Consider the following 12,146-nt stretch of genomic DNA (forward strand, 5'->3'; position numbering starts at 1 on the left):
GAGCGTACGCGTGCCGGTCGAGTAGCCGCCGCGGCGGCGCATCGAGACCCCGCGATCGGGATAGGCGGATCTCGATGCGCCCGCTCCGCGGGCCGCTCGATCAGCAGGGATCCGTCCTCCATGCTGGTCGAGTAGCCGCCGACGGTCGCGCATCGAGACCCCGTGCTCCGGAGGGAGCGGACCTCGACGACGCCCCCCTCCACCGCCCCGACCAGAGAGGACGCCCGCCCGCATGATCCGCCGCGTGCTCCTCCGCCTCGGCGGCGCCCTCGTGGTGCTGTGGGCCGTCGCGACCGCCGTCTTCGTCCTCATCCGCCTCGTCCCCGGCGATCCGGCGCAGGCGATCCTCGGCGGTCCGGGCTCGCAGGCGTCGCCGGAGGCGCTCGCCGCGGTGCGGGAGCAGTACGGCCTCGACCAGCCGCTCCTCGTGCAGTACCTGGTGCAGCTCGGCAGGCTCGCGCGCGGCGACCTCGGCACCTCCTACTCCCTGCGCACCCCGGTCGCGCAGATCCTCGGCGAGCAGCTGCCCGGCACCCTCCTGCTCGCCGTGCTCGCGCTCACCGCCGCATGGATCCTCGCGTTGGCGACCGCCCTCTGGTCGACCCGGGGCGGCCGGCTCGCCGCCGCGATCGGGTCCGGCCTCGAGCTCACGGCGGCCGCGCTCCCGCACTTCTGGCTGGCGACCGTGCTGATCGCCGTCTTCGCGACCGCGCTGCGCTGGCTGCCCCCGGTCAGCACCGGGTCGCCCGCCGGGCTGGTGCTGCCGACGCTCACCCTCGCGATCCCGCTGGCGGGCTTCCTCGGCCAGGTGATGCGCCGCTCCCTCCTCGACGCGCTGGAGTCGCCGTTCGTGCTCGCCGCTCGGGCGCGCGGCGAGGGCGAGCTCGGCGTCCGCGCCCGCCACGCCCTGCGCCACGCGGTGCTGCCGGGCGTCTCGCTCTCGGGCTGGGCGTTCGGCTACCTGATCGGCGGGGCCGTGGTGGTCGAGACGATCTTCGCGAGGCCGGGGCTCGGCCGGACTCTGCTCGCGGCGGTGACGGTCCGTGACGTGCCGGTGGTGACGGGTGTCGTGCTGGTCACGGCGCTGGCGTACATCGTCGTGACCCTCGCCACCGATCTGCTGACCCGCGTGATCGACCCGCGGCTGGCGCGGCGGGAGGCGGTCGCGTGAGCGAGCTCGAGCTGCGCGCCGCCCGCCCGCTCCGCCGGGGTGCCTCCCGCCTCCGCGCCGGCGAGGTGCTGGCCGCGGTCTTCGTCGTGCTGCTCCTGCTCGCCGCCGTCGCGCCCGGGCTGCTCACCCCCTCCGATCCGCTCTCCGTCGCCCCGCGCGACGCCTTCACCCCACCGGGTGCCGCGCACCTGCTCGGCACCGACGAGTCCGGTCGCGACGTCCTCAGCCGCCTCATCGCGGGGGCCGGCGCATCCCTCCTGATCGGCGCCAGCGCCACCGCGATCGGCCTCGTCCTCGGCGCGGTGCTCGGGGTGGTCGCGGCGTTCGGCGGCCGCGTCGTCGACGGCGTGATCGGCCGCGTGCTCGAGGTGCTCTTCGCCTTCCCCGCGCTCCTGCTCGCACTGCTCGTGATCGTGGTCACGGGTCCCGGAGTCGTCCCCGCCACCATCGCGGTCGGCCTCTCGACCGCGCCGGGGTACGCCCGCATCCTGCGCACGCAGCTGCTCGGCATCCGCGACTCCGGCTACGTCGAGGCGGCGCGCGTGCTGGGGCACGGACCCGTCCGCATCCTCGTCCGGCACGTCCTCCCCAACACCTTCGGGCCGCTCGCCGTGCTGGCGACCCTCGGCGTCGGCCAGGCGATCGTCTGGGCCTCGGCCCTCAGCTACCTGGGCCTGGGCGCCGAGCCGCCCGCGCCGGAGTGGGGCGCGATGCTCTCGGCGGGCCGCACCTACCTCGCGAGCGCGTGGTGGCTGACCGTGTTCCCGGGACTGGCGATCGTGCTGACCACGATCGCGACGACGGTCCTCGGCGGGCGTCTGCGGGGTGCGCGGTGAGCGCGGTCGTCGTCGAGGGGCTCCGGGTCGCCTTCGACGGAGTCGAGGTGGTGCACGGGGTCTCGTTCCGCGTGGACCCGGGGGAGTGCGTCGCGATCGTCGGCGAGTCCGGGTCGGGCAAGAGCGTCACCGCGCGAGCGCTGCTGGGGCTGAGCGGAGGCGCCGTGACCGGGAGCGTCCGCGTCGGCGGGACCGAGGTGGTCGGAGCGGGCGAGCGGGAGCTGCGGCGGCTGCGCGGCGGATCCGTCGGCTTCGTCCCGCAGGACGCGCTGCTCTCGCTCGACCCGCTGCGCCCGATCGGCCGCGAGATCGGCGACGTGCTCCGCCTCCACGGCCGCCTCCCCGCGGCCGAGCGCGCGCAGCGGACGGTCGAGGCCCTGGCGAGCGTCGGCATGCCGGAGCCGGCCGAGCGGATGCGGGAGCGCTCCGGCGACCTCTCCGGCGGGCTCCGCCAGCGCGCCCTCCTCGCGGCGGCCGTGGCGCTCGATCCGCCGCTGCTCGTCGCCGACGAGCCGACCACCGCGCTCGACGTCACCGTCCAGGCCCGCGTGCTCGAGCTCTTCGCCGAGCAGAAGGCGCGCGGCCGGGCGCTCGTCCTGGTCTCGCACGACCTCGCGGTGGTGGCGGGCCTCGCCGACCGCATCCTCGTGCTGGCCGACGGCCGCGTGGTGGAGGAGGGGACCGCGGCCGAGGTGCTGCGTGCGCCCCGCAGCCCCGAGGCCCGCGCGCTCGTGGCCGCCGTCCCCGCCGGGCGCCCGCGCGGCTCCCGGCTCACCGACCCGACCGCACCGGCGACCCCGCCCGAGACTCCCGGCGAGGTCGTGGTCGCGGCCCGCGGACTCGCCGCCCGCTTCCCGCTGCCCGGCGGAGGAGTGAGGGTCGCGGTCGACGACGTCGACCTCCGGCTGCGGCGCGGCGAGACCGTGGGGCTCGTCGGCGAGTCCGGGTCGGGCAAGAGCACGGTGGCCCGGCTCGTGCTGGCGCTGCGGCGTCCGGACGCGGGCGCCGTCGAGCTGTTCGGCGAGCCGTGGTCGGCAGCGACCGAGCGCTCCCGCCGTCCCCGCCGCCCGCGGATCGGCGCCGTCTACCAGGACAGCCTCTCCTCGTTCGACCCGCGCTGGAGCGTCGGCCGCCTCCTCCGCGACGCCGGCGCCGCCTCCGTGCCCGCGCTGCTCGAGAGCGTGGGGCTCGACCCCGCCCTGGAGCGGCGCTCGCCGCGGACCCTCTCCGGCGGTCAGCGCCAGCGCGTCTCGATCGCCCGGGCCCTGGCGACGCGCCCCGACGTGCTGATCTGCGACGAGCCCGTCTCGGCCCTCGACGTGTCGGTGCAGGCGCAGATCCTCGACCTGCTCGACGACCTGCAGCGCCGTCACGGCCTCGCCCTCCTCCTCATCTCGCACGACCTCGGCGTGATCGCCCACATGAGCGATCGCATCGCCGTGATGCGCGAGGGCCGGATCGTCGAGGCGGGGCCGGCCGCGTCGCTCCTCGCCGCACCGCAGGAGGAGTACACGCGCCGCCTGCTCGCCGCCGCCCCTCGCCTCGAGCGCTGAGCCGTCCGCGGCGCCGCGCCCGACCGCACCGCCGAGGCGCCGCGCTGCCCGCCGGGACACCGCCTCAGCAGCGGTGTCCCTCGAGCGCAGCGGTGTCTCGAAGCGCCCCCCGCGCAAGCCCGCGCCGGGAATCCGCCGCACCTCCACCACGTGTCGGACCTGCGGCGTAGCGTTGCCGAGGTGATGCGCCCGACGACCCAGACCCTCGGCCAGCTCCGTGCCTCCGGGCACGTGCAGAAGAGCCTCCGCACCGAGATCCGCGACAACCTGCTCGACGCCCTGCGCGAGGGCCGCGACCCCTGGCCGGGCCTGCACGGCTTCGCCGAGACGGTCATCCCGCAGGTCGAGCGCGCCGTCATCGCCGGCCACGACATCGTCCTGCTGGGCGAGCGCGGCCAGGGCAAGACCCGCCTCCTGCGCACCCTCGTCGGCCTGCTCGACGAGTGGACGCCCGTCATCGAGGGGTCCGAGCTCGGCGAGCACCCCTACGAGCCGATCACCACGGAGAGCCGCCGCCGCGCGGAGGAGCTGGGCGAGGACCTGCCCGTCGCGTGGAAGCCCCGCGAGGAGCGCTACGTCGAGAAGCTGGCCACCCCCGACACCAGCGTCGCCGACCTCATCGGCGACGTCGACCCGATGAAGGTGGCCGAGGGCCGCAGCCTGGGCGACCCGGAGACCATCCACTTCGGCCTCATCCCGCGCAGCCACCGCGGCATCGTCGCGATCAACGAGCTGCCGGACTTGGCCGAGCGGATCCAGGTCGCCATGCTCAACGTGATGGAGGAGCGCGACATCCAGATCCGCGGCTACGTCCTCCGCCTCCCCCTCGACGTCCTCGTCGTCGCGAGCGCGAACCCGGAGGACTACACGAACCGCGGCCGGATCATCACGCCGCTGAAGGACCGCTTCGGCGCCGAGATCCGCACCCACTACCCGACGGCTCTCGTCGACGAGGTCGCCGTCATCCGGCAGGAGGCGGACCTCGTCGCGACCGTGCCCGATGCGCTCATCGAGATCCTCGCCCGCTTCACGCGGGCCCTGCGCGAGTCGAGCTCCGTCGACCAGCGCAGCGGCGTCAGCGCCCGCTTCGCCATCGCCGGCGCCGAGACCATCGCCGCCGCCGCCCTGCACCGCGCCACCCGCCGCGGCGAGGAGGAGGCGGTCGCCCGCCCCATCGACCTCGAGACGGCCGTCGACGTGCTCGGCGGCAAGATCGAGTTCGAGTCGGGGGAGGAGGGCCGCGAGGACGAGATCCTCGACCACCTGCTCCGCCAGGCCACCGCCGAGACCGTCCGCGCCCACCTGCGCGGCGTCGACCTCGGGCCGCTCGTCGAGGCGGTCGAGAACGGCGCGATGATCACGACCGGCGAGCAGGTGACCGCCCGCGAGTTCCTGGCCGGCCTGCCGCTGCTGGGCGAGGCCCGCGTGTACGACGAGGTCGCCGAGCGCCTCGACGCCGTGGGGGAGGGGCGCCGCGCCGGAGCGGTCGAGCTCGCCCTCGAGGGCCTCTACCTCTCGCGCAAGCTGAGCAAGGAGACGGGCGGGGGCGAGGCCGTCTATGGCTGATGCTCCGCGCGGCAACCGGCGGCTGAAGCGCGACGCGCGCTACGCGAAGTACGACGGGGGACCCGATCCGCTCGCTCCTCCGGTCGACCTGAAGGAGGCCCTCGACGCGATCGGCGAGGACGTGATGGGCGGCACCTCGCCCGAGCGCGCCCTGCGCGAGTTCCTCCGCCGGGGCACCCGCGACCGCGAGGGCCTGGACGACCTGGCCGCCCGCGTCGCCGAGCGGCGTCGCGAGCTCACGCAGAGGAACAACCTCGACGGCACGCTCCGCGAGATCCGCGAGCTCCTCGACAGTGCCGTCCTCGCCGAGCGCAAGCAGCTCGCCCGCGACACGCAGATGGACGACGGCGACCGCGCGCTCGCCGAGATCCAGCTCGACAGCCTCCCGCCCTCGCCGGCCGCGGCCGTCTCGGAGCTCCGCGACTACCGTTGGCAGAGCCCCGAGGCGCGCGCCGACTTCGAGCGGATCCGCGAGCTCCTGGGCCGCGAGATGCTCGATCAGCGCTTCGAGGGGATGAAGCAGGCCCTCGAGAACGCGAGCGACGAGGACCGGGCCGCGATCGACGCGATGCTCCGCGACCTGAACGAGCTGCTCGAGGCGCACGCGCGCGGGGAGGACACCCCCGAGCAGTTCGACGCCTTCATGGAGCAGCACGGCGAGTACTTCCCCGAGGGCCCGGAGTCGGTGGACGAGCTGATCGACGCGCTCGCCGCCCGCGCGGCCGCGGCTCAGCGGATGCGCAACTCGATGACCGCCGAGCAGCGCGCCGAGCTCGACGCCCTCGCCCAGGAGGCCTTCGGCACGCCGGAGCTCATGCAGTCCCTCGGCCGCCTCGACGAGACCCTGCGGGGGCTCCGTCCCGGCGAGGACTGGGGCGGCTCCGAGCGGATGGGCGGCGAGCAGGGGCTCGGCCTCGGCGACGGGACGGGCGTGTTCCAGGAGCTGGCCGACCTCGACGCCCTCGCCGACCAGCTCGCGCAGACGGACCGCTCCTCCCTCGACGACCTCGACCTCGACCTGCTGGCGAAGCGCCTCGGCGAGGACGCCTCCGTCGACGCGCAGACGCTGAAGCGCCTGGAGCGGGCCCTGCGCGACTCCGGGACTTTGCGCCGCGGCTCCGACGGGCGCCTCGCCCTCAGCCCGAAGGCCATGCGCCAGCTCGGGAAGGCGCTCCTGCGCGACATCGCCGAGACCGTCTCCGGCCGTCAGGGCGCCCGCGACGTCCGGCGTGCGGGCGCGGCGGGCGAGCGCTCCGGAGCGACGCGCTCGTGGGAGTTCGGCGACACCGAGGCCTGGGACATCCCCCGCACGGTGACCAACGCCCTCACCCGCACCGCCGGCGAGGGCCGACCTGTCGGCTCGGGGCTGCGCATCCGGATCGACGACGTCGAGGTGCAGGAGACGGAGGCGCGCACGCAGGCCTGCGTCGCGCTCCTCGTCGACACGTCGTTCTCGATGGCGATGGACGGCCGCTGGGTGCCGATGAAGCGCACTGCGCTCGCCCTGCACACCCTGATCAGCAGCCGGTTCCGCGGAGACGCGCTGCAGCTCGTCGCCTTCGGCCGACGCGCCGAGGTGATGGACGTCGAGCAGCTGGTGGGCCTGGACGCGGAGTGGGACAAGGGCACGAACCTGCACCACGCGCTGCTGCTGGCCAACCGGCACTTCCGCAAGCACCCGAACGCGCAGCCGGTGCTGCTCATCGTCACGGACGGCGAGCCGACCGCGCACCTCGAGCCCGACGGCGGCGTCTTCTTCGACTACCCGCCGGACCCGCTGACGGTCGCCGTCTCGGTCCGCGAGCTCGACGCGTCGCTCCGCCTCGGCGCGCACACCACGTTCTTCCGCCTGGGCGACGACCCGGGCCTCGCGCGCTTCATCGACTCGCTCGCCCGCCGGGTCGGCGGCTCGGTGGTGAACCCGGAGGCGGAGGACCTGGGCGCGGCCGTCGTCTCCTCCTACCTCGGCGCTCGCGGCGCGGGTCCTGGCGGTGGCGGAGCGCCGGGCGAGGAGCTGTTCGGCCGCGGCTGGAGCTTCTGAGCCGCTCAGGATGCAGGAGGGATCCGCTCCCGCGCCTGAGGATCAGCGTGTCTCCGCCGCTCCGGAGGCGTTCGTCCTGAGTTCCGACCGCGCCCGGCTCAGAACAGCGGCCAGGGCACCGCGGGCATCCCGCCCCGCGGGCCCGGGAAGCGGCCGAAGGAGCCGAGCCGCTCGCAGCGCTTCGCGAACGCGGCGACCTCGTCCTCGGTGAGCAGCTCCGAGAGCGCCTCGCCGAGCGGTCCGTCGATCTGCGCGCGCAGGAGCGCCAGCGCCGTCAGCTCCTCCTCGAGCAGCGGTTCGCCGATCCAGCCCCAGAGGACCGTGCGCAGCTTGTGCTCGGAGTGGAAGGTGAGGCCGTGGTCTACCCCGTAGCGGTGGCCGTCGGGCAGCGCGAGCACGTGCCCGCCCTTCCGGTCCGCGTTGTTGGCGACCACGTCGAACACGGCCATCCGGCGCAGCGCCGTCGAGTCCTCGTGCACGAGGGAGATGTCGCGGTCCTCCTCGTCGCTGCCGTCGAGGACGTGCCGCCATCCGTCGGGCACGGCGTCGGCGGGCACCAGGTCGACCGCGTCCTGGTCCGGATCGATGTCCTGCCAGAGCTGGACCATGCCCGGCCCGAGCGGACCGTCGCGGAGCCACGTGCGCGGCACCACGTTCCAGCCGAGCGCCTCCGAGACCAGGTACGCGGCGACCTCGCGGCCCGCGAGCACGCCGTCCGGGAAGTCCCACAGCGGCTTCTCGCCCGAGATCGGCTTGTAGACGACGGACGTCTCGCCGAGCTGCGCGAGGAACGTCGCGTTCGAGGCGATCGTGATCCGGCCGGCCAGCTCCAGCTCGCCGTCGAGCCCGCCCGGGTCGCTCATGCGAGCGGGCAGTCGTGCCCGTCGGGATCCATCGGCTCGCCGCAGCGGGGGCAGAGCGGACGTCCGGCGCCGACGACCTCGAGGGTGCGCTTCGCGAAGGCGCGCGCCGTTCCGACCGGGATCTTCACCTGCAGCATCTCGGTGGGCTCGGGCTCCTCCTCGGAGTCGTCCTCCGCCTCGGTCAGCGGGTAGGCCTCGATCACGATCTGCGCGGTGGACGGGTCCCAGCCGAGGCTGAGCCCGCCGACGCGGAACTCGGGCTCCACGGGCTGGTCGAGCGGGTCGTTGTCGACGAGCTCCGGGGGAGTGCCGGCGGGGACGCTGACCGGGTTGCCCTGGGCGGTCATCAGCTGGTCGAGGATCTCGTCGATCTTCTCGGCGAGGAGGGCCGACTGCTGCTTCTCGAGGCCGACGCTGACCACGCGGGGCCCGGTCTTGGCCTGGAGGTAGAAGGAGCGCGAGCCGGGTGAGCCGACGGTCCCCACGACGACGCGATCGGGCCAGTCGAATCCGTGCACGATCGGAGGCATGCCCCCAGTCTACGAGCGCCCGCCTCCGCAGTGGCTGCGCGCGTCGGGCTCGGGCGGCCTGCTGATCGAGCAGCCGTCTCTTCTGCTGGCCGAGCCCCCCGCGGAGCGGGCGCATCGAGATCCACCGCCGCCGAGCACCCGCATCCCTGCCGCTCGATCGAGCCCTGAAGCGGCCCTCCCGAACCCGCGCCTACTCGTGCCCCGCCCCGCCACCCACGGCGGCGTCCGCCACGGGGGCCGCCTTCCGCAGCCAGCCCAGGTCCCCGGCGTCCGTGTTCATCGCGACGACCTCGGGCCGCCCCGCGCCGTAGCGGATGATCGACACCGACGCCGGTCCGACGCTGAGCCTCTGGAACAGGTCGAGGTGCATGCCGAGCGCGTCCGCGAGGATCGCCTTGATCGTGTCTCCGTGGCTGACCGCCGCCCACACCGCGCCGGCCCCGTGCTCCTCCGCCACCGCCGCGTCGTGCCGGCGGATCGCCGACACGGCCCGGGCCTGCATCGCGAGCATCCCCTCGCCGCCGGGGAACACCACCGCGGAGGGCTGGTTCTGCACCGTCGCCCAGAGCGGCTCCGTCGCGAGATCCCGCAGCGAGCGCCCCGACCAGTCGCCGTAGTCGCACTCGGTGATGCCCTTGTCGATCACGGTCGCCGGCGATCCCGTCTGCCGCTCGAGGACGAAGCGCGTGGTCTGCCGGCACCGCTCGAGCGGGCTCGACACCACGGTCGCGAGCTCGACCGCCGCCAGCCGCTCCCCGGTGCGCGCCGCCTGCGTGCGTCCGACGTCGTCGAGCCGCACTCCGGCGGTGCGTCCGGCGAGGATCCCCGCGGTGTTCGCGGTGGTGCGTCCGTGCCGGACGAGGAGGAGCGTGGGCATGGGGCCAGCGTAGGCGGCCGTGCTCCCGCCCCGCCCCGTCGAGCCGCCGGGGCCGCGCCGGCGCGTTCAGCGCGACTCCATCGCGGGACGGATGCCCCGACCGCAGCGCCTGCCTAGGGTGGAGGAGCGGCCGCCCACCGCGGCCCGGAAGGGACACACATGGACGGGACGACGCCCCCCGGCATTCCCCAGGACGGCACGGACACCGAGAGCCCCGCCGCGCGCACCGCCGCCGACGGCACCGCTGCCGAGCACACCGACTCCGCGCTCACCGACTCCGCGCACACCGACTCCGCGACCCCCGCGTGGGCCGCCCCCGAGGCCTCCGGCCGCCACGGCGAGGTCGCCCTGCGGATCCGCGGCCTCCGCAAGCGCTTCGGCGACAAGGAGGCCGTGAAGGACATCGACCTCGACGTCCCCGCCGGGTCCTTCTTCGGGCTCGTCGGCCCCAACGGCGCGGGCAAGACGACGACCCTCTCGATGGCCACGGCCCTGCTCCGCCCCGACAGCGGCGTCGTCACGATCCACGAGGTCGACGTCTGGAAGGACACCCTCGAGGCGAAGCGGCTGATCGGCGTCCTCGCCGACGGCGTCAAGCTGTTCGACCGCCTCACCGGTCTCCAGCTCGTCACCTACTACGGCCTGCTCTGCGGGCTCGAGCGCTCCGTCGTCGTCGAGCGGACCGACGACCTCCTCGCCCTGCTCGGCCTCGATCCGGCCGACCGCACGCTCGTTGTGGACTACTCCGCGGGCATGACCAAGAAGATCGCGCTCGCCTGCGCGCTCGTGCGCGCCCCGCGCCTCCTGGTGCTCGACGAGCCGTTCGAGTCGGTCGACCCGGTCTCGGCGGCGAACATCCGCGACATCCTGACCGGCTTCGTCGCGTCGGGCGGCACGGTCATCGTCTCGTCCCACTCCATGGACCTCGTCGAGCGGATGTGCGACCGCGTCGCCGTCATCGCCGACGGCCGCGTGCTCGCCTCCGGCACCCTCGAGGAGGTCCGCGCCGGCTCCAGCCTCGAGGAGCGCTTCGTCGAGCTGGTCGGCGGCCGCACCCACCAGGAGGGACCGGCATGGTTGCGCATCTCCTGAGGCTGCGGCTGCTCCTGCTCCGCAACTCGCTGACGCGGAACGTGTGGCAGCTGATCGGCGTGATCCTCGGCGGTCTCTACGCGATCGCGGTGCTCGGCCTGGTCGCGGCCGGCCTGGTCGCGCTCGGAGGCACGGACCCGGCGTTCGCGAACGTCGCGATCGTCCTCGGCGGATCCGCTCTGATCCTCGGCTGGGTGCTCGGGCCGATCTTCCTGTCCGGCTCCGACCAGAGCCTCGACCTGCCCACCCTCGCGACGTTCCCGATCCCGCTGCGGACCCTCCTCCTCGGGCTCGCCGCCGCGGGCCTCGCGGGCATCCCCGGCGTGGTGACCACGCTCGGGGGGCTCGCCTCCGCCGCCGCCTGGTGGAGCCGTCCGATCGGCATCCTGCCCGGCCTCGTCGCTGCGGTGATCGGCGTCGCGACCTGCGTGGTCGCGTCCCGCCTGATCGGCGCGCTCACCACGGGCCTGGGCTCGAGCCGCCGCTACCGCGAGGTGATCGGCGGCGTCGTGCTCGTCGTCGTCATCCTGCTCGGACCGCTCTTCTTCGGCCTGACGAACGTGATCCGCGACGGCCTGGACGTCCTGCCCGTGATCGCGGGCGCCCTCGGCTGGTCGCCGCTCGGCGCGATCTGGGCCGTCCCCGGATCCGTCGTCTCGGGCGACTGGGTCGCGGCGATCGCGCGCCTGCTGATCGGGCTCGCGACGCTGGCCGTCCTCGTCTGGGCGTGGGCCCGGGCGCTGCGGCACGCGCTCGCGGAGCCCGCCGCGTCCGGCGCGCACTCCGCCTCCGGATCCGCGGGCCTCGGCCTGTTCGGGCGCTTCCCCGGCACCCCGACCGGCGCCGTCGCCGCGCGTGCCCTCGGCTACTGGTGGCGCGACCCGCGCTACAGCCGCGGCCTCCTCGTCATCCCCGCCGTCGTCGTCCTCGCGGTCTTCTACTCCGCGATCGGCAGCGGGGGCGACACCTTCGTGCTGCTCTCGGCCGTGCTCGTCGGCCTGATCTTCGGCGTGACCCTCTGCGCCGACGTGTCGTACGACGGCACCGCCTGGGCGGCGCACGTCAGCTCCGGAGTGACGGGGTCGGCCGACCGCGCCGGTCGCGTCGTCGCCGCCGCGATCATCGGCATCCCTGCGGTCGTCGTCGTGGCGGTGGGCACCGCGCTGTACGCGGGACGCGCCGACGCGATCCCGGCCGTGCTGGGCATGGCGCTGGCCCTCGTGCTCAGCGGGTTCGGAGTGTCGAGCGTCGCCTCGTCGCTCGTCGTCTACCCCGTGCCCGGGCCGGGGGACAGCCCGCTGAAGACGCCGCCGGGCTCCGGGATGATCTCGAGCGTCGTGATGCTGGGGAGCATGGCCGCGACCGGCCTGCTGGCGCTTCCGTCGATCGTCCTCGGCGCGATCTCGCTCATCGGCGGCGACCCGGCCTTCGGCCTGATCGGACTGGCGGCCGCCCTCGTGCTGGGCACCGTCTTCGCGCTGGTGGGCATCCGCGTCGGCGGTCGGATCGTCGACCGCAGAGCGCCGGAGCTGTTCGCCGCCCTCGTGACGATCGGCTGACGCGGGTGGCGGGGCGCGGGTGGGCGGTTCCCGCCCGCTCCCCGTCTCCGCCCCGCTC

At 74.8% G+C, this 12,146-nt stretch carries 10 protein-coding genes; 7 read left to right on the forward strand and 3 right to left on the reverse strand.

What is annotated here, in order from left to right; genetic code table 11:
• Positions 1-232 precede the first annotated feature (232 nt).
• The 5 genes from C5C53_RS13175 (at position 233) to C5C53_RS13195 (ending at position 7,167) form a co-directional block, all read left to right on the forward strand.
• Positions 233-1,171 carry an ABC transporter permease gene (locus C5C53_RS13175; RefSeq protein ID WP_104249670.1) on the forward strand — a complete coding sequence of 313 codons (939 nt, stop codon included), beginning with the start codon at positions 233-235 and terminating at the stop codon, positions 1,169-1,171.
• A complete protein-coding gene (locus C5C53_RS13180) occupies positions 1,168-2,007 on the forward strand; it encodes an ABC transporter permease (protein WP_104267741.1) in 840 nt (279 codons plus the stop codon). Before C5C53_RS13175 ends, C5C53_RS13180 begins: the two co-directional genes overlap by 4 nt.
• Entirely contained in the window at positions 2,004-3,560 is a 1,557-nt protein-coding gene (locus C5C53_RS13185; protein ID WP_104267742.1) for an ABC transporter ATP-binding protein, read from the forward strand. Before C5C53_RS13180 ends, C5C53_RS13185 begins: the two co-directional genes overlap by 4 nt.
• A 183-nt stretch (positions 3,561-3,743) precedes the next feature.
• Positions 3,744-5,126, forward strand: coding sequence for a magnesium chelatase (locus C5C53_RS13190; protein ID WP_104262318.1), 1,383 nt, complete (start codon positions 3,744-3,746; stop codon positions 5,124-5,126).
• Positions 5,119-7,167: a VWA domain-containing protein gene (locus tag C5C53_RS13195; RefSeq protein WP_104267743.1), complete on the forward strand. Its 2,049-nt coding sequence runs from the start codon at positions 5,119-5,121 to the stop codon at positions 7,165-7,167. Before C5C53_RS13190 ends, C5C53_RS13195 begins: the two co-directional genes overlap by 8 nt.
• A 98-nt stretch (positions 7,168-7,265) precedes the next feature.
• On the opposite strand, the gene C5C53_RS13200 is transcribed toward C5C53_RS13195, so the two are convergent.
• The 3 genes from C5C53_RS13200 to C5C53_RS13210 all read right to left on the reverse strand — a co-directional run bounded on the left by C5C53_RS13200 (position 7,266) and on the right by C5C53_RS13210 (position 9,437).
• Entirely contained in the window at positions 7,266-8,030 is a 765-nt protein-coding gene (locus C5C53_RS13200) for an SCO1664 family protein (RefSeq protein ID WP_104226043.1), read from the reverse strand.
• Positions 8,027-8,560, reverse strand: coding sequence for a DUF3090 domain-containing protein (locus C5C53_RS13205; protein WP_104225051.1), 534 nt, complete (start codon positions 8,558-8,560; stop codon positions 8,027-8,029). Before C5C53_RS13205 ends, C5C53_RS13200 begins: the two co-directional genes overlap by 4 nt.
• A gap of 190 nt (positions 8,561-8,750) precedes the next feature.
• Positions 8,751-9,437, reverse strand: coding sequence for a histidine phosphatase family protein (locus tag C5C53_RS13210; protein WP_104226042.1), 687 nt, complete (start codon positions 9,435-9,437; stop codon positions 8,751-8,753).
• Between the two features lie 159 nt (positions 9,438-9,596).
• On the opposite strand from C5C53_RS13210, the gene C5C53_RS13215 reads away from it, so the two are divergent.
• The gene (locus C5C53_RS13215) at positions 9,597-10,529 is read left to right on the forward strand and encodes an ABC transporter ATP-binding protein (protein WP_104267744.1); all 933 of its coding nucleotides are present in this window, start codon (positions 9,597-9,599) and stop codon (positions 10,527-10,529) included.
• On the forward strand, positions 10,511-12,088 hold the full coding sequence (locus C5C53_RS13220) for a transporter (RefSeq protein ID WP_104267745.1): 1,578 nt from the start codon (positions 10,511-10,513) through the stop codon (positions 12,086-12,088). Before C5C53_RS13215 ends, C5C53_RS13220 begins: the two co-directional genes overlap by 19 nt.
• The last annotated feature ends 58 nt before the right edge of the window (positions 12,089-12,146 follow it).

Source organism: Rathayibacter sp. AY1E3 (assembly GCF_002932235.1).
Taxonomy (GTDB): domain Bacteria; phylum Actinomycetota; class Actinomycetes; order Actinomycetales; family Microbacteriaceae; genus Rathayibacter.